This window comes from Streptomyces sp. CNP082 (assembly GCF_059570535.1).
In genome coordinates, this window is record NZ_JCANSZ010000061.1 from 22879 (window position 1) to 42526 (window position 19648).

Annotated in this window: 14 protein-coding genes; 4 read left to right on the forward strand and 10 right to left on the reverse strand. The window is 74.2% G+C overall.

Annotated features, from left to right (window positions below):
* Positions 1–189: 189 nt before the first annotated feature.
* The 5 genes from B124_RS31645 to hisC all read right to left on the reverse strand — a co-directional run bounded on the left by B124_RS31645 (position 190) and on the right by hisC (position 10355).
* Positions 190–1905: a GAF domain-containing protein gene (locus B124_RS31645; RefSeq protein ID WP_496506443.1), complete on the reverse strand. Its 1716-nt coding sequence runs from the start codon at positions 1903–1905 to the stop codon at positions 190–192.
* Positions 1902–6131: a thiol reductant ABC exporter subunit CydC gene (cydC, locus tag B124_RS31650; RefSeq protein ID WP_496506444.1), complete on the reverse strand. Its 4230-nt coding sequence runs from the start codon at positions 6129–6131 to the stop codon at positions 1902–1904. Before cydC ends, B124_RS31645 begins: the two co-directional genes overlap by 4 nt.
* 1 nt (position 6132) lies before the next feature.
* Positions 6133–7212 carry a cytochrome d ubiquinol oxidase subunit II gene (gene cydB, locus B124_RS31655; RefSeq protein WP_496506445.1) on the reverse strand — a complete coding sequence of 360 codons (1080 nt, stop codon included), beginning with the start codon at positions 7210–7212 and terminating at the stop codon, positions 6133–6135.
* A gap of 16 nt (positions 7213–7228) precedes the next feature.
* On the reverse strand, positions 7229–8752 hold the full coding sequence (locus B124_RS31660; RefSeq protein ID WP_496506446.1) for a cytochrome ubiquinol oxidase subunit I: 1524 nt from the start codon (positions 8750–8752) through the stop codon (positions 7229–7231).
* 460 nt (positions 8753–9212) lie between these two features.
* On the reverse strand, positions 9213–10355 hold the full coding sequence (gene hisC / locus B124_RS31665) for a histidinol-phosphate transaminase (RefSeq protein ID WP_496506447.1): 1143 nt from the start codon (positions 10353–10355) through the stop codon (positions 9213–9215).
* A 429-nt stretch (positions 10356–10784) separates the two neighbouring features.
* On the opposite strand from hisC, the gene B124_RS31670 reads away from it, so the two are divergent.
* The 4 genes from B124_RS31670 (at position 10785) to B124_RS31685 (ending at position 15116) form a co-directional block, all read left to right on the forward strand.
* Positions 10785–11879: a LacI family DNA-binding transcriptional regulator gene (locus B124_RS31670; RefSeq protein ID WP_496506448.1), complete on the forward strand. Its 1095-nt coding sequence runs from the start codon at positions 10785–10787 to the stop codon at positions 11877–11879.
* 490 nt (positions 11880–12369) lie between these two features.
* Positions 12370–13374 carry a metallophosphoesterase gene (locus B124_RS31675; RefSeq protein ID WP_496506449.1) on the forward strand — a complete coding sequence of 335 codons (1005 nt, stop codon included), beginning with the start codon at positions 12370–12372 and terminating at the stop codon, positions 13372–13374.
* Between the two features lie 175 nt (positions 13375–13549).
* A complete protein-coding gene (locus tag B124_RS31680; RefSeq protein ID WP_496506450.1) occupies positions 13550–14392 on the forward strand; it encodes a hypothetical protein in 843 nt (280 codons plus the stop codon).
* A 91-nt stretch (positions 14393–14483) separates the two neighbouring features.
* Positions 14484–15116 carry an HAD family hydrolase gene (locus B124_RS31685; RefSeq protein ID WP_496506451.1) on the forward strand — a complete coding sequence of 211 codons (633 nt, stop codon included), beginning with the start codon at positions 14484–14486 and terminating at the stop codon, positions 15114–15116.
* A gap of 7 nt (positions 15117–15123) precedes the next feature.
* On the opposite strand, the gene B124_RS31690 is transcribed toward B124_RS31685, so the two are convergent.
* The 5 genes from B124_RS31690 to B124_RS31710 form a co-directional block, all read right to left on the reverse strand.
* On the reverse strand, positions 15124–15648 hold the full coding sequence (locus B124_RS31690; protein WP_496506452.1) for an NUDIX domain-containing protein: 525 nt from the start codon (positions 15646–15648) through the stop codon (positions 15124–15126).
* A gap of 172 nt (positions 15649–15820) precedes the next feature.
* Complete coding sequence (locus B124_RS31695; RefSeq protein ID WP_496506453.1) at positions 15821–16465, reverse strand: WGxxGxxG family protein; 645 nt, start codon at positions 16463–16465, stop codon at positions 15821–15823.
* 165 nt (positions 16466–16630) lie between these two features.
* Positions 16631–17935, reverse strand: coding sequence for a PLP-dependent transferase (locus tag B124_RS31700; protein ID WP_496506454.1), 1305 nt, complete (start codon positions 17933–17935; stop codon positions 16631–16633).
* Positions 17932–18957: a fructosamine kinase family protein gene (locus tag B124_RS31705; protein WP_496506455.1), complete on the reverse strand. Its 1026-nt coding sequence runs from the start codon at positions 18955–18957 to the stop codon at positions 17932–17934. The genes B124_RS31700 and B124_RS31705 overlap by 4 nt, the downstream gene beginning before the upstream one ends.
* Positions 18954–19475, reverse strand: a complete 522-nt coding sequence (locus B124_RS31710; RefSeq protein WP_496506456.1) for a low molecular weight protein-tyrosine-phosphatase — start codon at positions 19473–19475, stop codon at positions 18954–18956. Before B124_RS31710 ends, B124_RS31705 begins: the two co-directional genes overlap by 4 nt.
* Positions 19476–19648: the final 173 nt, after the last annotated feature.

Genomic DNA, 19648 nt, shown 5'->3' on the forward strand with positions numbered 1-19648 from the left:
CGGAACGAGAGCGCCGCTGCACGCCGAGAGCGCCGCTCTCGCCCAAGAGCGCCGCTGCCCATCGAGAGCACCGCTCTCGCCCAAGAGCGCCGATCTCGTCCAAGAGCAGTGCTCTCGCCCGCGAGCAGCGCTCTTGCTCGTGGGCACCGATCTCATCTGCGAGCAGTGCTCCGCCTGCAGAGCACCCGTCTACGCCGCAGCCGCCCCCGCCGCCCCCGGTCCGCCCCCCGCCTCGCGGCCCGGCGCTGCCAGCGGGACCTCCCAGATCAGCGACGTCCCCCCGCCGCAGTCCCCCAGCCCCGGCCCGTACGTCGCCTGACCGCCCAGCTCCTCCGCCCGCCGCTCGATGTTCCGCAGCCCGCTCCGCCGTCCGGACGGCGACAGCCCCCGCCCGTCATCCGCCACCGTCAGCCGCACCGCGTCCCGCCCGTCCGCCAGCTCCGCCGTCGCGTCGACCACCACCCCCACCTGCCCCGCCCCCGCGTGCCGCGACGCGTTCGACAGCCCCTCCCGCAGCGCCGCCAGCAGATGCCGCACGATCCGCTCGCCCACCCGCTCGTCCACCGCCCCCACGAAGCTCGTCGACGGCTGGAACCCCAGCGTCGCCGCCGCCGTCGCGACCTCCCGCAGCACCAGCGCCCGCAGCCCGGCCGGCGCCTGCTGCGGCTCCTGCTGGAGCGCGTAGATCGTGCCCCGGATCTCCTCGATCGTCAGCTCCAGTGCGTCGACCGCCGCGTCGATCCGCTGCCGCACCTCCGGCGCCGGCTCCAGCCGTCTCGCCCCCTGCAACTGCATTCCCGTCGCGAACAGCCGCTGGATCACCAGGTCGTGCAGGTCCCGCGCGATCCGGTCGCGGTCCTCGTACACCGCCAGCCGCTCGCGGTCCCGCTGCACCTCCGACAGCATCAGCGCCAGCGCCGCCTGCCCCGCGAACTGCGTCGCCGACTGCTTCTCCGTCTCCCGGTACAGCCGGCCCCCCGGCGCCCGCGGCAGCGACAGCGCGCCGAGTACCCGCTTCCCGCGCCGCAGCGGCAGCATCATGCACGGCCCGAAGCCCTCCGCGCCGTCGCTCACCGCCCGCGGGTCGGCGCTGGCGTCGTCGAGGAACACCTCCTGGCCCGCCAGCACCGCCCGCACCGTCGGGCTGTACGACGGCAGCACCCGCCCTATGAGGCCGTCCACCCCCTCCCCGGCCACCGCCACGACCTCCAGCCACCTCGGCCCCTGAGCCCTCCCCGCACCACCGGCACCGCCTGGCCTGCCTGCCTCACCCGTCGTGTCCGCCGCCGACCGCGGCAGCAGCACCACCCCCGCCATCGCGTCCGCCAGCCCCCGGGCCTGCTCCGCGATCACCCCCAGCGCGTCCTGCGCGTCCGCGCTCGACAGCAGCGCGGTCGTCACCGCGTGCGCCCCGTCGATCCACCGCTCCCGCTGCCGCGCCTGAAGGTGCAGCCGCGCGTTGCCGATCGCGATGCCCGCCTCGGTGGCGATGATCCGCATGAGGTGCAGGTCGTCGTCCAGGAACGGCCCGCCGCCGCGCTTCTCCGTCAGCACCAGGTCCCCGAAGTACCGCCCGTCCACGTCGATCGGCACCGTCAGCGTGGTGCCCGGCGCGTCCGGGATCTCGTCGATACGCACCCGGTCCACCTCGTCCATGCCGTACGACGCGAAGTCGTCGAGATCGCCGCTCTGCTCGTCGATCACCACGATCGACGCGCATCGCGCCCCCGCCAGCTCCGCTGCCGTCTGCGCGATCACGTCGAGCGTGGGGTGGAGCTGGAGCCCTGTGCCGATGGACCGCATGGCGGCCAGGAGCTGCGTCACCCGCTCGGCCAGCTCGCCGGAGACCCCCTGGAGTCCGCGGGTGGCGCGGGCGGCGGCGTCCATGGAGTCGGCAGCGGTCATGCCCCGAGGGTAATAAGCGGCTCTCTGTGAGGAAAGTCGGGATTGTCGGTTGCGCCGGGCGCGCCGGGCGCGCCGGGTGCGCTGGGTGCGCCGGGCGCGTCACAGCCGTCCGTCCCCTCGCACGGGTACGGAGACGGCTGCGCCCGCTCCCGTAGCAGCGTCCGCCGGAACGGGCCCTCCGCCTCGGCCAGCTCCGCGTACGTGCCGCGCTGCACCACCCGGCCCCGCTCCAGCACCACGATCTCGTCCACCGCCGCCAGCCCCGTCAGCCGGTGCGTGATGAGCACTGTCGTCCGGCCCTCGGTGGCGGCGAGGAGGTCGGCGGTCAGGGCGTCGGCGGTGGGCAGGTCGAGGTGCTCGGCGGGTTCGTCGAGTACGAGCACGGGGAAGTCGGCGAGCAGCGCGCGGGCCAGCGCGAGGCGCTGGCGCTGGCCGCCGGAGAGCCGGGCGCCGTGTTCGCCGACCGGGGTGTCGAGGCCGTGGGGCAGGGTCTCGACCCAGTCGAGGAGGCGGGCGGCGGCGAGGGCGGCGCGCAGGTCGTCGTCGGTGGCGGCGATGGGGGCACCGCCCATGCCGTTCAGGCAATGGGGGAGGGCGAGGCGGAGGTTCTCGCGCAGGGTGCTGTCGAAAAGGTGGGCGTCCTGGGCGCAGAGGCCGACGAGGCGGCGTACGGCGTCGGGGTCGCAGGCGAGAGCGTCAGCGGTGCTCTCGTCTGTGAGCGCTGCTCTCGCGGGAGAGCGGCGCTCCGAGTCGAGAGCAGTGCTCTCCGCCTCTGCCCCCATCTCTGCCTTCGCCGCCACGCCGCCCAGCCGGTACGCACCCGCCACCGGATCCAGAAACCGCAGCAGCACGTGCGCCAGCGTCGTCTTCCCCGACCCCGACGCACCCACCACCGCGACCCGCCGCCCCCGCGTCAGCGTCAGGTCCACCCCGTCAAGCGCCAGCCCGTCCTGCCCCGGATGCCGCGCCGACACTCCCGTCAGCGTCACCGGGAACGGCTCCGCCGGCGGCCGGCCCGTGCCCTCCGCGGCCGGCGGCGCCGCGTCGAGGATCTCGTCGACGCGGGCGGCGCTCCGCCGCACCCGGGCCCGCTGCTGCAACGCCAGCGGCATCCCGTTCACCGCCTCGAACGCCGCCAGCGTCCCCAGCACCACCACCCCCAGCCACACGCCGGGCAGCCGCCCCTCGTACACCGCCTGCGCCCCGGCCGCCGCCGCGCCCACCACCGTCAGCCCGCAGATCAGCGCCGAAAGACCGGCGCCCAGCGCGAGCGCGGCGGCGCTGCGGGCGGCGATCCGGGTCAGCCGGCGGTCGGCGGCGCGGAGCGCGGCGAGGCGGCGGGGCAGGGCGCCGGCGACGGCGAGTTCCGCGGTGCCGGTGAGGACGTCGACGACCTCCGTGGCCAGCGCGGCCCGCGCCGGGGCGAGCCGGGCCTCCGTCCGCCGGGCGGTCGCCACGGCCACCAGCGGCACCCCGACGCCCGCCGCCAGCAGCCCGGCCGCGAGCACGGCACCGGCCTCGGGAAGCAGGACGGCGGCGATACCGGCGGACGCGGTTCCGACGAGGGCCGCCGCCGAGACCGGCAACTGCCAGCGCAGGTAACGGTCCTGAAGCGTGTCGGTGTCCGCGACGAGCCGGGTGAGCAGGTCGCCGCGGCGGTGCGGGGCGAGGCCGGCGGGGGCGAGGCGTTCGAGCCGGGTGTACACGGCGACGCGGAGGTCCGCGAGGATCCGCAGCACCGCGTCGTGGGAGACGAGGCGCTCGGCGTAGCGGAAGACGGCGCGCCCGATGCCGAACGCGCGGGTGGCGGTGACCGCGACCATGAGGTACAGCACGGGCGGCTGCTCGGAGGCGCGGGAGATCAGCCACCCGGAGACCCCCATGAGCCCGACGGCGGACCCGAGCGCGAGCGCGCCGAGCAGCGCGGCGAGCGCCAGCCGCCCCCGGGCCGTCCTGCTGCGCAGCGCGCTGCCGCGGCGGGGCCCCGCCGGCTCGCTGCCCTCGGCACCCGCAGCGCCGTCCTCGCGTACGGAGTGGACACCCTCCTTCCGTACGGTCCGTACGGGGAGCGCCGCCTTCTCCGGTACGGAAACGGCCGCGTCCCCTCGTACGGCCGCCTGCTCCCGTACGGAGACGGCCGCCCCGGTCCGTACCGCGTCCGTCCGCGCGGCCACCGGGGTACGGTCCTCCCCCAGCCGGACCACCCGGTCCGCCACCCCCAGCAGCGCGGGACGGTGCGCCACGAGCAGCACCGTGCGGCCCCGGGCCAGCCGGGCGACGGCGGCGGTGACGGCGGCCTCGGTGTCGCCGTCGAGGGCGGCGGTCGGCTCGTCGAGGAGGACCACGGGCCGGTCGGCGAGGAAGGCCCGCGCGAGCGCGACCCGTTGCCGCTGGCCGGCGGAGAGGCCGGCGCCCGCCTCGCCGAGGACGGCGGCGGGGTCGAGGTCGCCGGCGGCGGCGTCGCGGAGTGCCTCTGCCACTTCGGCGTCGGTGGCGTCGGGGCGGGGGAGGCGGACGTTGTCCGCGATCGTGCCGGCGAAGAGCGCGGGGTGCTGCGGCACCCAGGCGACCTGGGCGTGCCAGGTCGCGAGGTCCAGCGTGGCGAGGTCGCGCCCGCCTATGAGCACCCGGCCGGCGGCGGGCCGTACGAGGCCGAGGAGCGCGCCGAGGAGCGTGGACTTGCCGGCACCGGAGGGCCCGGTCAGCGCCACGGTCTCGCCGGGGCGGAGGGTGAGGGTCGTACGCGGAAGCGAGTCCTCGGCCCGGCCGGGGTGCCGTACGACGAGGCCGTCGAGGGCGAGGGCGGAGTCGCGTGCCTCCGGACAGGCGTTGTCGGTGGGGGGACCTACCCTGGGGCGGGCGTGCGGGGTTGAGTGTGCTGACGGGGCTGAGCCGAGGGCGGCGCTGTCTGTGTCCGGGCGGGCGCCGGCCGCGTCCAGGCAGTCGCCGGCCGCGTCCGGGTGGGCGTTGTCGGTGGGGCGGCCTACCCTTGGGCGGGTGTGCGGGGTTGGGTGGGCTGCCGCGTCGCGGGCTTCCGCCCGGCGGGTCTCCCCGCGGCGGGTCTCTCCTCGGCGGGTCTCTCCTCGGCGGGTCTCCCCGCGGCGGGCCTCTCCTCGGCGGGTCTCTCCTCGTTCCAGGACCGCGAAGACCCGGTCCGCCGCCGCCAGGCCCTCCGCCGCGGCGTGGTAGTGCGTGCCGACCTGGCGCAGCGGCAGGTACGCCTCCGGGGCCAGGATCAGCACCACCAGCCCGGTGTACAGGTCGAGTTCGCCGTGGACCAGCCGCATGCCGATGGTGACCGCGACCAGCGCCACCGAGATCGTCGCCAGCAGCTCCAGCGCGAACGACGACAGAAAGGCGATCCGCAGCGTGCGCATCGTCGCGCGCCGGTAGTCGGCGGTGATGGTGCGGATGCTGTCGGCCTGCGCCTTCGCCCGGCCGAAGACCTTGAGCGTCGGCAGGCCGGAGACGACGTCGAGGAAGTGCGCGGAGAGCCGGGACAGCGTGCGCCACTGGCGGTCGGTGGCGGCCTGGGTGGCCCAGCCGATGAGCGTCATGAAGACCGGGATCAGCGGCAGGGTGCCGGCGATGATCGCTGCGGAGATCCAGTCGTCGGTGACGATGCGCGCCAGGACGGCCGCCGGCACGACGACGGCGAGGCCGAGTTGGGGCAGGTAGCGGGCGAAGTAGGCGTCCAGGGCGTCGATTCCGCGGGTGGCGAGTGCGGCGAGTTCGCCGGTACGGAGTTCGCCGGCCTCTGCGCCCCCCGCCCCCCGCGTCTCCGGCCCGGCCGCTCCCGGGTCTGCCGCTCCCGGGTCTGCCGCTCCCGGCTCGGCCGCTGCCGGGCCCGTCACCTCCGGGTCTGCCGCCGCCGCGCCCCCCGGCCCCGGCTCCCCCGCACCGCCGGAACCCCCGGTCCGTACCGCCTCCGTCAGCAGCCGCATGCGCAGCTCCGACTTGACCGCCGCACTCGACCGGTGCGCCGCCAGCTCCGTCAGCCAGCTCACCACCGCCCGCCCTACGGCCACCGCCGCGAGCAGCAGCAGCGGCGTGCGCAGACCGGCGGCCGGCAGGCCGTCCTCGAAGGCGCCGACGACGATCTCCGCCATCAGCACCGCCTGCGCGATGACCAGCCCCGCCCCGGCCGCGCCCAGCGCGACCGTGGCGAGCAGGAACAAGCGGGTGGTGCGGGCGTACCGGGCCAGGCGGGGGTCGACGGGCTTCATCTCACCGGTCCGCCCCGCCGGCACCCGCCCCGCCGCCCGCCCCGCCCGCGGCAGGCGCCCCGCCCGCCGCAGCCGCCACGGGCGCCTCCGGGGCGATGTGCTGCGTACCGATGCGCTTGCGGAACACCCAGTACGTCCACCCCTGGTAGAGCAGCACCACCGGCGTGGCGATCCCCGCGCACCACGTCATGATCTTCAACGTGTACGGGGTCGACGAGGCGTTCTCCACCGTCAGGCTCCACGCCGGGTCCAGCGACGACGGCATCACGTCCGGGTACAGCGCCAGGAAGAGCGTCGCGACCGTGGCCACGATCGTCACTCCGGAGTAGAGGAACGACCACCCCTCCCGGCCCGCCGCCACCGCACCGATCGCGCAGAACAGCGCCGCCGCCGCGACGATCAGCGTCGCCAGGCTCCGCCCGTCGCCGCTGTCGGCCTGGAGCCACAGCAGGAAGCCCAGCGCCAGCGCCGCCGTGACCGTACCGAGGACGGTGGCCAGCCGGCGCGCCCGCATCCGGATGTCGCCGACGGTCTTCAGGGCCGTGAACACCGCGCCGTGGAAGGTGAAGAGGAAGAGCGTGACCAGCCCGCCGAGCAGCGCGAAGGGGTTGAGCAGGTCGAAGAAGTCGCCCACGTACTCCTTGTCGGAGCCGATCTGCACCCCGCGCACGATGTTGGCGAACGCCACGCCCCACAGGAACGCGGGCAGCAGGGAGGTCCAGAAGAGGGCGAGTTCCCAGTTGTGCTGCCAGTGCTCCTCCGGGCGCTTGGACCGGTACTCGAAGGCCGTGCCGCGGATGATGAGGCAGACGAGGATGAGGAGAAGGGGCAGGTAGAAGCCGGAGAAGAGGGTGGCGTACCACTCGGGGAAGGCGGCGAAGGTGGCGCCGCCCGCGGTGAGCAGCCAGACCTCGTTGCCGTCCCAGACGGGGCCGATGGTGTTGATGAGCACGCGCCGCTCGGCGCGGTCGCGGGCCAGCACCCGGGTCAGGACGCCGACGCCGAAGTCGAAGCCCTCCAGGAAGAAGTAGCCGGTCCACAGGACGGCGATGAGGACGAACCAGACGGTGTGCAGTTCCATGGCGTGGTCTCCCCCCTCAGTACGAGAAGGCCATGGGCCGGTCGGAGTCTTCGCGGTCGTGGCCGCCGATCTTGGTCGGCGGGTTGAGGTCGGACTCGGTGAGTTCGGGCGGTCCCGCCTTCACGTACTTGATCATCAGCTTGACCTCGATGACAGCGAGTGCCGCGTACAGCAGCGTGTAGACGCTCAGCGAGGTGATGACCTCGCCCTGCGAGACGCCGGGGGAGACGCTGGCGGAGGTGGGCAGGACGCCGTAGACGGCCCAGGGCTGGCGGCCCGTCTCGGTGAAGATCCAGCCCCAGCCGTTGGCGATGAGCGGGAAGAGCAGGGTGAGCAGGGAGAGGCGCCAGTACCAGCCGCCGAGGCGGGCGCCGAGTTCGCGGTCCTTGGTGAGGGCGAGTCTGGGGACTTCGTCCTCGCCGGTACGGAGCCGGTCGGCGAGCCAGAAGCGGCGGCGGGTGAACCAGAGCCCGAGGATGCCGAGGGCGAGGGAGGACATCCCGAAGCCGATCATCCAGCGGAAGCTCCAGTACGCGACGGGGATGTTGGGCCGGTAGTCGCCGAGGCCGAACTTGCCGTCGTACTTCTGCTTCAGTTCCTCGTTGGTGGGGTTGATGCCCGGGACCTCTTCGGAGAAGTTGTCGTGGGCGAGGAACGACAGCACGCCGGGGACCTCTATGGCGACCCTGTTGTGGCCCTTGTCGACGTCGCCGATGGCGAAGAGCGAGAAGGGCGCGGGCCCTTCGGTCTCCCACAGGGCCTCGGCGGAGGCCATCTTCATCGGCTGCTGCTCGTACATGATCTTGCCGAGCCGGTCGCCGGTGAACGCGGTCAGCAGCCCGGCGACGACCAGCGTCAGCAGCCCCAGCCGCAGCGAACTGCGCATGACGGCCACGTGCCGGCGGCGCATGAGGTGGTACGCGGCGATGCCGACGACGAACGCGCCGCCGGTGAGGAAGGCCGCGGTGACGGTGTGGGCGAACTGCGCGAGTGCGGTGTTCTGGCTGAGTACGCGCCAGAAGTCGGTCAGCTCGGCGCGGCCGGACTCCTCGTTGACGCGGTACCCGACCGGGTGCTGCATCCAGGAGTTGGCGGCGAGGATGAAGTAGGCGGAGAGCAGGGTGCCGATCGCGACCATCCAGATGCAGGCGAGGTGGATCTTCTGCGGCAGCCGGTCCCAGCCGAAGATCCACAGGCCGACGAAGGTCGACTCGAAGAAGAAGGCGATCAGGGCCTCGAAGGCGAGGGGCGCGCCGAAGATGTCGCCCACGAAGCGGGAGTAGTCGGACCAGTTCATGCCGAACTGGAACTCCTGCAGGATGCCCGTCACCACGCCCATGGCGATGTTGATCAGGAACAGCTTGCCCCAGAACTTCGTCGCCCTGAGGTACTTCTCCCTGCCGGTGCGCACCCAGGCCGTCTGGAGGCCGGCGACGAGGGCGGAGAGGGAGATCGTCAGGGGGACGAAGAAGAAGTGGTAGACGGTCGTAATCCCGAACTGCCAGCGCGACAGCGTCTCCGGGGCGAGTGCCAGATCCACGTGGGCTCCTCTCCGCGATCACGGACACGGCTCTGACGATGATCCATGCGCCGATCGGCCCGGTAAGGCCGTGGCGGCATGGCATACGGGGGTAAACCCGCGCGAACAGCGCCGCTCGTGAATGCGTTCACATTCACAAGACTCAGTGTGGCACAGGGGTTTTCCGGCCTCTCGCGGGGGTCCCCTACGTCGCGTTTCGGGGTGTCTGGGAGGGGCTGGCGGGGGTGCTGGAGCGCTGCTCACGCCTGCTTCCGCGGGACATGACGAGAGCGGTGGTCTACGACAAGAGCGGTGCTCTACGACGAGAGCGGCGCTCTCGTCGTAGAGCACCGCTCATCACCGCGGGCGCCGTCGGACCGGCCCCGCCCTCCGCGCGCCGCGGCAGCCCCGAGGCAGTCCCGCGTCCGTAGCCCTCCAGGGGCAGCCCCCGCCGCGGCAGCCCCGCAGCGGGGGCCCCGGCCTACAGCTCCTTGCGGAAGTCCTCCGCCACCGCCAGCAGGATGTCGTTCGCCTCGCGTTCGCCCACCGACGCCCGTACCCCGCCGCCCGCGAACGGCCGTACCACCACGCCCGCCGCCTCACACGCCGCCGCGAAGTCCATGCTCCGCTCCCCCAGCCGCAGCCAGACGAAGTTCGCCTGCGTCTCCGGCACCGTCCAGCCCTGCGCCAGCAGCCCCTCGCGCACCCGCGTGCGCTCCGCCACCAGCGACTCCACCCGCTCCAGCAGCGCCGCCTCACTGCGCAGCGACGCGATCGCCGCCTCCTGCGCGACCTGGCTCACCCCGAACGGCACCGCCGTCTTCCGCAGCGCCGCCGCCACCGGCTCGTGCGCCACCGCGAAGCCGACCCGCAGCCCCGCAAGACCGTACGCCTTGCTGAAGGTGCGCAGCACGCACACGTTCGGCCGGTCCCGGTAGACCTCCAGGCCGTCCGGGATTCCGCCGTCCACGCCGTCGTCCCGTACGAACTGGCAGTACGCCTCGTCCAGCACCACGAGCACGTCCTTCGGCACCCGGTCGAGGAACCGCTCCAGCTCCCCGCGGCGCACCGCCGTGCCCGTCGGGTTGTTCGGCGTGCAGACGAAGATCAGCCGGGTGGCGTCCGTCACCGCGTCCGCCATCGCGTCCAAGTCGTGCCGCTCCTCCGCCGTCAGCGGTACCTGCACCGACCGCGCGCCCGAGATCTGCGTGATGATCGGGTACGCCTCGAACGACCGCCAGGCGTAGATCACCTCGTCGCCGGGCCCGGCCGTCGCCTGCAGCAACTGCTGTGCCACGCCCACCGATCCGGTGCCCGTGGCGACGTGCTCGGGCGGCACGCCGAGGTGTCCGGCGATCTCGGCGATCAGCGCGGTGCACGCCATGTCGGGGTAGCGGTTGAAGCTCCCGGCCGCCGCGACCGCCGCCTCCAGCACGCCGGGCAGCGGCGGGAAGGGGTTCTCGTTCGAGGAGAGCTTGTACCCGGAACCAGCCGGCCCCGCAGCCGCCCCGGAACCCGCTGCCGCCGGCTTGCCCGGCTTGTAGGTAGGTATGCCCTCCAGGGCAGCCCGCAGCCTGGGAGCCGCGGGGCCCTCAGCCGCCCCGGGGGTCTTGTCGTCCGTCACCGCGTTCCTCCTCGACCGAGCCCGTACCCTGCCGTTATCCGCCACCGGGCGGGGCGCCCGCTGCCCCCGGCCCGCCCCTACATATGCTGGGATGCATATGTAGGGGGCGCATCCACCCTCGCGCGCACGGGTGGCGGACGCCATGGCGCGCATCACCCGTGAAGGTGACTGAGACCTCTTCGAGACCTTCGCCCCATGGCAGGTGTCACCCAGCTTGCGCCATGGACCAGTGGTCGACAATGGTGCAACCACTTGGCGTTCCATGGTCGTTTGACCGTTCCGGTCCTGCAGAATCGTGCCTGTCAGTTACGGTTCGGATTCTCCCGCAATCGAGCCATCCGAGCCCTACTATCAGCTCGCGATGACAAGCCTGCCCGACTACTGCGGCTTGCACGGGGGACTACGTACGTGCTTGAAGAAAGAAGGCGCATGACCGGCTCGATCCAACCGCAAGTGAGCCGGCCGCCCAGCCGCAAGCTGGCGCGGGCGGGCATCCGGGATGTCGCCGCCGCCGCCGGCGTCTCGATCACCACCGTCTCCGACGCGCTGAACGGGAAGGGCCGGCTGCCGGAAGCCACCCGCCGCCACGTCCGCGAGGTCGCCGACCGCCTCGGCTACCGGCCCTCGGCCGCCGCCCGCGCGCTGCGCACCGGCAAGTCGGGGCTCATCGGCTTAACGGTGACGACGTACGGGGAAGAACCGTTCACCTTCACGGAGTTCGCGTACTTCGCCGAGATGGCCCGCGCCGCGACCTCCGCCGCCCTCGCCCGGGGCTACGCGCTGGTGATCCTCCCCGCGACCTCGCGGCACGACGTGTGGTCCAACGTGGCCCTCGACGGCACGGTGGTCATCGACCCGGCCGAGGGCGACCCCGTGGTCAGCGAGATCGTCCGGCAGGGCATCCCCGTCGTCAGCGACGGCCGCCCCGGTGGCTCCCTGCCGGTCACCGCCTGGGTCGACAACGACCACCAGGCCGCCGTCATGGATCTCCTCGACCACCTCGCCGAGGCCGGCGCCCGCCGCATCGGGCTGCTCACCGGCACCAGCACGGACACCTACACCCGGCTGTCCACCACCGCGTACCTCACCTGGTGCGAGCGCGTCGGACAGGACCCCGTCTACGAGTCCTACCCCGCCCACGACCCGCGGGCCGGCGCCGTCGCCGCCGACCGGCTGCTCGCCCGGCCGGACCGCCCGGACGCCGTCTACGGCCTCTTCGACCCCAACGGCACCGACCTCCTCGCCGCCACCCGCCGCTACGGCCTGCGGGTGCCCGACGACCTGATGCTCGTCTGCTGCAGCGAGTCCCCGGGCTACGCCACCACCGACCCGCCCATCACCACGCTGTCGCTGAAGCCGCGCCGCATCGGCACGGCGGTCGTCCAATTACTGATCGACGCGATCGAGGGGGTCGACACGGGCCGGCCCATCGAGCAGGTCATACCGACGGACCTGATCGTGCGGGCGTCCTCGCAGCGCCGCCCGCCGCGTACGGTCGTCAGCGCCCCGCGCCGTCCGGCGTAGCGGCGGGCGCCGCGGCCCGGCCGTCGCGCGGGCCGTCCCGTACGGCTCAGGCGACGGCCGTACGGACCCGCCGCCCGCGCCCGCGTGTCCGGTGCCGCACCCGCCGCACCCGCCGCAGCCGTGCGGCCCCGCGCGGCCGGGCCCGCCGCGGCCCGGCTCCGCTCCGCTCCGCCCGGCCCGGTCCCGTACGGCCGGCTCCGTACAACCCCGGACGGCACCGGACGGCACCGCACGGCCACCTCCGGCCCCCGGCCCGCCGTCCCACGCCGGTCGTGCCCCGTTTGCCCGGTTCTGGCGGCCCGGTGGGCGCCGTCTGACGCAGCCGGAGCCAATTGGCGGCCCCTGGTACCGCACAAGCTGCGACGGGCATTTCTATGATGGGCGCACGTACACCGCGGATCTCCTCCACCTGCGCGGGGGAGCGGTACCTGGTCCCATGGCGGCCCGGTCGTGTCCCGGTGGCAGAACGGCTAGGCGGTGGAGGGGTTCGATGCAACAGGGGGCCGGTCAGACGCCGGGGCTGCGGACCACGGCTGGGGTGCCCGCCGGGGCGGCGCCCCCCGTCCCCGCGGCGCCCGCCGCCGGCGACGCCTACGGGCACGCCGACGACGGGTACACCCCGACCCAGGCCGACCTGCCGGTGATCAGACCGGGTGAGAGCGGCGGCTACGGCCCGCTGTACGTCGTCGGCGACGTCCACGGCTATCTCGACGAGCTGCGCGCCGCCCTGCGCGCCCAGGGCCTCATCGACGAGGCCGACCGCTGGATCGCCGGCAACGCCCGCGTGTGGTTCCTCGGCGACTTCACCGACCGCGGCCCCGACGGCATCGGCGTCATCGACCTCGTCATGCGGCTGTCCGCCGAGGCGGCAGCCGCCGGCGGCTACTGCAAGGCGCTCATGGGCAACCACGAGCTGCTGCTGCTCGGTGCGAAGCGCTTCGGCGACACGCCCGTCAACTCCGGTGCCGGCACCGCCTCCTTCCAGGCCGCCTGGCTGCTCAACGGCGGGCAGCGCACCGACATGGAGCGGCTGGAGGACGTCCACCTGCAGTGGATGGCGCGGCTCGACGCCATCCACGAGGAGGACGACCACCTCCTGGTGCACTCCGACACCACCGCGTACCTCGGCTACGGCGACTCCATCGAGGGTGTCAACGACACCGTCCACGACATCCTGGCCCGCTCGGACGCGGACGAGGTGTGGGACCTCTTCCGCAAGTTCACCAAGCGCTTCGCCTTCCGCGACGAGGAGGCGGGCCCCGCGGCCGTACGGGAACTGCTCGGCCGGTACGGCGGCGAGCGGCTGGTGCACGGGCACAGCCCGATCCCGTATCTGCTCGGGGAGGTGCCCAGCGAGGACACCGACGGCGAGGAGCGGGGTGCCGCGGTGCAGGGCCCGCACGTCTACGCGGACGACCTCGCCATCGCCATGGACGGAGGGGTCACCATGGCCGGAAAACTGCTTGTCGTCCGGCTTCCGCTTGTCGGGCGCTAGCGCACGTCCGCCCGACGTGCTCTAATACGGAACCTCCTTTTCTGAAAAGACACTTATCCGCCATCCGCGAAGCGCTCTACCATCGGTAATAGGCTCTGCCGCCCAGGGCCTAGCGCCGCAGGCACGCTCGTTCCCGTTTGCCTTGTTGCCTGCCCATCCGGGGGAGCACAAGCACATGACCAGTGCGTCGCATCTGCTGACAGAGGACCGCCCGGACTTCGAGCGGCTCCTCGATACCGCGCTGCACAGTGCCGAGTTCACGGTCGGCGCCGGCGGCGGGCGACCGCTCGGCCCCGAGCAGCTCCGCGCCCGGGCCCTCAGCGCCCGGTCCGAGATTTCCGCGCGCGCGTCCGCCGAATACGAGCGTTATGTACTGCTGCGCGCGGAGTTGCGCCGGCCTTCGGGAAGCGGCGGAACTCCGGGTGGCGCGGAGGGAATCCGGTTCACCGGCGCGCGGGGCGGCGGCCAGGGCGACGGCTCGAGCGCGGGCGTGGCCGCGGCGGCGGCGGTGCTGGTGCCGGTGCTGGCCGGTACGGCGGCGGCGATCTTCCTGCTCGTCGGCTATCTGCTCCAGTTGATGAACCCCGAGCCCTCCGTGGCGTCCTCGATGCGCACGGCGGGCTGGATCTTCGCGATCCTCGCGGTCGCCGCCATCGTCATCTCGATGGTGGCGCTGCTGCTGACGGCGGTGCGCAACGGTTCGACGTCCATCAGGGCGGCGGCCAGCCGGGATCTGACCGAACAGGTCGACCGCGCCCGCGAGGAGTGGCGCACGGCCCTGCTCGAACGCGGCATCCGGCCCTTCATCGAGCAGGCCCTCGCCGGCAGCGCCGAGGGCGGCGGCGGGACGCCCCCCGCGGTACGCACCGACCCCACCGCCACCCGCACCCCGCGCCTGGGCTACTCCCGCCCGGCGTTCTCCAGCCCCGACGACGGCCAGCCGACGGACGGGCCGAGCTACTCGAGCCCGGACTTCACCAGCCCCGACTACGGTGGCCCGGAGCACGACCCGGACTGACCCGGGCTGCCCCTGTCCGACCCCGCGGAGGGGGGCGCGGCGGAAGTAATCGCTTGTCCGCGGCCGTACGCACGTCCTAGCCTCACGGTCCATGGCCCGCCTGCACCTCTTCGACATGGACGGCACCCTGCTCTACGGCACCTCCGCGAACATCGAGCTGGCGCGCCAGCTCGACCTCGTCGCGGAGTTCCGTGCGCTGGACGCGGCGTTCGGCTCCGGCGAGATCGACACGTACGACTACGCCGAGCGCGCGCACGGCATGTGGAGCAGCCTCACGCCCGAGATCCTGGGCCGCGCGTTCGCGGGCGCGCCGTGGCTCGCGGGGATCCGCGAGGTGTGGGCCGACATCACCGACCGCGGGGAGCACTGCGCGGTCATCTCGCTGGCGCCCGGGTTCTTCGTCGAGCGGCTGCTGGAGTGGGGGGTGCACCGGGCGCACGGGTCGCGGTTCCCGGCGCTGCCGTTCCGCGAGCCGGTGGACATGGCGGGCATCCTGGGCCCTTCGGACAAGGTGCGGATAGCGGACCGGCTCTGCGCGGAGTACGGGCTGACGCGGGCGGACTGCGTCGCGTACGGGGACTCCATGTCGGACGCCGACCTGTTCGCGGCGGTGCCGCACTCGGTCGCCGTGAACGCCGACCACCACGTGAGCGGGCTCGCCTCGCACGCGTACAGCGGACGGGACCTGCGGGAGGCGTACGCGCTGACGCGTACGGGAGCGTGACGGGCCGCTAGCCGGGGCCGCCACCGCAGGCGGCGCCGAAGTCGTCGGCGAGGACGGCGAGGACGCCCTCGATGTTCGCCCTCAGAAAGGCGCGCAGGCTGGGCGGGACGACGTCCACGGAGTCGACGCCCGCGCGGGTGAAGGGGATGCGGACCGCCTCGTACTCGCCGGAGGGCTCCTCGACTTCGGGGCCGTGGCGCCGGGTCAGGTCCATGGACACCAGCCGGCAGGCGAAGAAGTGCTGGACCTTCACGCCGCGTTCGTCCTCGGGGACCTCCGGGCTCCCGGGTCCCTCGGGGACGGTGTCGACGAAGACGGGGACGACGCCCGTGACGCGGGCGCCCAGCTCCTCGTCGACCTCCCGGTGCAGGGCGGCGACGACGGAGGCGTCGGCGGGCTCGACGCCGCCGCCGGGGGTGATCCAGTACGGTTCGCGGCCCGGCTTGGTGCGCTTGATGAGCAGCATCTCGTCGCCGTCGAGGAGGACGGCGCGGGCGGTGCGCTTGACCACGGGCCGGTGGGACACGGTCATGGGTTGTATGTGGCACGCCGGGCGGCGCTCGAAACCCGCGCCCGCCGGGGGAGACAACGGCGGACTGGTGCGTACGGCGGGAGCACCCGCGTCCCGCCGCGCCGGGCGCGGGGGGCGCGGGGGGCGCGGGGCGCGACGGGACGGGCGGGAGTCGGGGGTGGGCGCTGGGAGGTCACCGCCGCTGGTCGTCGCCGCGGTTGCTGCGCTCGCCGCGCTCGCCCGGCTCGTCCGTGCCGTAGACGCGGTGCGTGGTGCCGCTCTGGTCGGTGCCCGGCCTGAACTCGTGGGCGGTGCCGCCGGTGATGTCGCTGTGGCCGGTACGGCCGGGCTGGTCGCCGGCGCCGGGGGCGGGGGACGTACGGGACGACTGGCCGCTCTGCATGCCGGTCTTGCCGCCCTGCATGTCCGTCTTGCCACTCTGCATGTCCGTCTTGCCGCCCTGCGCCCCGTGCTTGCCGCCGGGCATGTGGTGCTTGCCGCGGCCGTGCTTCTCCTCGCCGGACGTGCGCATGCGGCCGGTGTTCTTGCCGTACTCGCGGCGCGTGCCCGTCGTCTGGGCGGCGCGGTCGGAGACGTCGGTGCTGCGGTGGCTGCCCGTGCCGGACTTCTTCGCGAGACCGGCGAGGCCGAGCAGGCCGGCCAGGCCCAGCAGGCCCCAGTTGCTCGCGCTGTCGCCCTTCGGGCCGCGCGGGCCCTGCTCCTGCTGGACCGTGGTCTGGGGGCTGTCCGCCGGGGCGGCGGGCTGCGCGCTCGCGCCGGTCAGGGGGGCCAGGGCGATGACCCCGGCCGCACCCAGTGCTGCGGCGATCTTACGCATGGTGTGATCTCCCTTGAGAGCTGTGCCGACGGGCGTTTCGAACGCGGCTCTCGACCCGCGTGCCCGCGGCTCCCCCACACACCATGAACACATGCGTTGCTGGTTTACGCGAGTTTTGTTCCTTTGGGCGGGATTTGCGGAGAGTTTTCGCGGGTGTGCGCGGCGTCAGCGGCCGAGCGCGTACGCCAGCGCTTCGCGCAGGTCAGCAACGAGGTCCGCGGTGTCCTCCACGCCCGCGGAGAACCGCACGAAGCCCTCCGGCACCGCGTCCCCGCCCCACCGCCCGCGCCGCTCCGCGGCCGAGCGCACCCCGCCGAAGCTCGTCGCCTCGTCGACCAGCCGCGCCGCCCCCAGGAACCGCTCCGCCGCCGCCCGGTCCGGCAGCGTGAACGCCACCACGCACCCGTACCGCCGGGCGCGCATCTGGCGCGCGGCCAGCGCGTGCGCGGGGTCGGACGGCAGGCCGGGGTGGCGTACGTCCGTCACCCCGGGCACGGTGCGCAGGGCTTCGGCGACGGCGAGCGCGTTCGCCGCCTGGCGCGCGGTGCGCAGCTCCAGGGTCGCCAGCGAACGGTGCGCGAGCCACGCCTCCATCGGCCCGGGGATGGCGCCCGCGGTCTTCCGCCAGGTACGCAGCCGGTGGGCGAGCGCGGGGTCGCGGGTGACGGCGTAGCCGAGGAGGACGTCTCCGTGGCCGGTGAGCGCCTTGGTGCCGCTGGCGACGGAGACGTCGGCGCCGAGTTCCAGGGGGCGCTGGCCGAGGGGGGTGGCCAGGGTGTTGTCGACGGCGACCAGCGCGCCGGCGGCGTGGGCGGCGGCGGCCAGGCGGCGGATGTCGCAGACGTCGAGGCCGGGGTTGGAGGGGGTCTCCAGCCAGAGCAGGCGGGCGCCGTCGAGGTGTGCGGCCTGGGCGTCGCCAACGGTGGGGGCGGTGCGTACCTCGGTGCCGTGCTCTTCGAGGAGGGCGCGCAGGCCGCCGGGGACGAGGTTGTAGCCGTCGGCGGGGAGGACGACGTGGCCCCGGTGCGCGGGTCCGCGGTGGGGGCCGTCCTGTTGCAGGCCGTCCTGCGGCGGGACATCTTGCGGCGGGCCGGGGACGGCCATGAGGACGGCGGTGATCGCGGCCATGCCGGAGGCGAAGGCCACGGCCTCGGCGGGGACGCCGGGCGACTCCAGCTCGGCGAGGGCGGCTTCGAGGCGGGTCCAGGTGGGGTTGGCGTCGCGGCCGTAGTCGTAGGGGGCGGCGGTGACATCGCCGGGGAGGTGGTAGTGCGCGGCGAAGACGGGGCCGGGGAGGGCGGGTTCGTACGCCTCGGGGGCGGGCAGGCCGGCGCGTACGACGCGGGTGGCGTCGGCGTGTGCGGCGCCGGTGCGCGGGGCGGTGCGCGGGACGGTGCCGGGCGCGGCCCCGGCGTCGGCGGCCTCGTCGGGCGGGGGCGCGTCGGTGTGCGGGGCGTCGTCGGGGGTCATCGGCCGGCTCCTTTCAGTGCCGCGCGCGCCGCGGCACCGCACTGGGCGCCGTAGCCGGCGCCGAACAGCGCGGCGTGCACGAGCAGATGGTGGAGCTGGTACAGCGGCACCCGGCCGCGCCGGCCGGGCAGCGGGCGTACGTCCTCGTACGCACCGAGCAGCCGCCCGAGCTGCGGGCAGCCGAACAGCTCCAGGAACGCGAGGTCGACCTCGGGGTGGCCGCCCTGCGCGGCGGGGTCGATGAGGTACGCGCGCTCGCCGGCGGACCACTGCACGTTGCCCGACCACAGGTCGCCGTGGATCACGGCGGGCGGCTGCGGCGGGCCTGTGACCTCGTCGATCACGTCGCAGAGGCGCTCGACGGCGCGGGTGTCTGCGGGCGTCAGGGCGCCGTTGTCAGTGGCGAGGCGTAGAAAGGGAAGCAGCCGGTGCCCGGCGTAGAAGGCGGGCCAGTCAGCGGGGGAGGCGGGCGCATGCGCGGCGTGTTCAGGAGGTGGTTCCGGAGCCGGTTCCGGGGTGCCGGGGGCGACCGGGGCGGCGGGGGTGCCGGGGGTGCCGGGGACGTTTGGGGTGCCGGGGATGTCGGGGGTGCCGGGCAGGCCCGGGGACGGCAGGGGGAGCGGGCCGATGTAGGCGGGCCAGGGCGTGCCGTAGGCGGCGGCGGGGGTGTCGTGCAGCGCGGCGAGGTCGCGGCCGAGCCGCTCGGCCTGCGCGGCGGTCGCGGGGCCGGGCTCGATCCACTCCAGCAGGATCATCCCGGGTTCCTCGCCGAGCACGGCGGGGACGGGGACCGTGCCGGTGTCCGCGAGGAGGGCGAGGCCCCGCGCCTCGGCGGCGAAGAAGCCGGCGGGGGCGCCGGCGCGGGTCTTGGCGAAGACGCGGCGGCCGTCGGCGAGTTCGAGGCGGTGGGCGGCGCAGACATCCCCGCCGCCGACGTCCGCGCGAGCGCGCACGGCGGTGCCGGCGACCGCGGCGGCGCGCGCTTCGACGCCCCGTGGGCCGCCGGCTGCCGGTGTGCTCACGGGCGGGCGGCGAGTTCGTCGCGTACGGCGTCGAGCAGGCCCGCGGCGGCGGTCTCGATCAGGTCCAGAGCCTCTTCGAAGCCGCGGGTGCCGCCGTAGTACGGGTCTTCGACGTCGGTCAGGTCGGGGTCGGGTGCGAAGGAGAGCAGCAGCCGCACCTTCTCGGCGTCGACGGGCGTCGGCGCGATCTTCAGCAGCCGGCGGACGTGCCCGCTGTCCAGGCCGAGGACGAGGTCGTGTCCGCCGAACCAGTCGGGCGTGAACTGCCGGGCGGTGTGCGCCAGCTCGTAGCCGCGCCCGGTGAGCGCGGTGGCGGCGCGCGGGTCGGCGGCCTCGCCGACGTGCCAGCCGTCGGTGCCGGCGCTGTCCACCTCGATCTCGCCGTGGAGCCCCGCCTCCGCGACACGGGCGCGGAAGACGGCCTCGGCCATCGGCGAGCGGCAGATGTTGCCGGTGCAGACGAAGCAGACGCGGAAGGCCGCGGGGGAGGTGCGTTCGCTCGTTCGCATGCGCTCCATCCTGCCTCAGCCAGGGCGCGGGCGCCCGGTGCCGGTGGCCGGTTCCCGGCGCCCGGAGTCCGCCGCTCCGCGTCCGTGGCGGCGGTGGTCTCCGCCTCAGTCCCGGTCGAGGGCCATGCTCGTCGCCCACGAGACGATGCTGATCACCAGCCCGCCGAGCACCGCCGTCCAGA

What these genes read in the sequence shown, in the direction of transcription:
- B124_RS31645 (WP_496506443.1), bottom strand. Translation starts at nt 1,905, where the DNA reads ATGACCGCTGCCGACTCCATGGACGCCGCCGCCCGCGCCACCCGCGGA.
- cydC (WP_496506444.1), bottom strand. Translation starts at nt 6,131, where the DNA reads ATGAAGCCCGTCGACCCCCGCCTGGCCCGGTACGCCCGCACCACCCGC.
- cydB (WP_496506445.1), bottom strand. Translation starts at nt 7,212, where the DNA reads ATGGAACTGCACACCGTCTGGTTCGTCCTCATCGCCGTCCTGTGGACC.
- B124_RS31670 (WP_496506448.1), top strand. Translation starts at nt 10,785, where the DNA reads ATGACCGGCTCGATCCAACCGCAAGTGAGCCGGCCGCCCAGCCGCAAG.
- B124_RS31675 (WP_496506449.1), top strand. Translation starts at nt 12,370, where the DNA reads ATGCAACAGGGGGCCGGTCAGACGCCGGGGCTGCGGACCACGGCTGGG.
- B124_RS31680 (WP_496506450.1), top strand. Translation starts at nt 13,550, where the DNA reads ATGACCAGTGCGTCGCATCTGCTGACAGAGGACCGCCCGGACTTCGAG.
- B124_RS31685 (WP_496506451.1), top strand. Translation starts at nt 14,484, where the DNA reads ATGGCCCGCCTGCACCTCTTCGACATGGACGGCACCCTGCTCTACGGC.
- B124_RS31690 (WP_496506452.1), bottom strand. Translation starts at nt 15,648, where the DNA reads ATGACCGTGTCCCACCGGCCCGTGGTCAAGCGCACCGCCCGCGCCGTC.
- B124_RS31695 (WP_496506453.1), bottom strand. Translation starts at nt 16,465, where the DNA reads ATGCGTAAGATCGCCGCAGCACTGGGTGCGGCCGGGGTCATCGCCCTG.
- B124_RS31700 (WP_496506454.1), bottom strand. Translation starts at nt 17,935, where the DNA reads ATGACCCCCGACGACGCCCCGCACACCGACGCGCCCCCGCCCGACGAG.
- B124_RS31710 (WP_496506456.1), bottom strand. Translation starts at nt 19,475, where the DNA reads ATGGAGCGCATGCGAACGAGCGAACGCACCTCCCCCGCGGCCTTCCGC.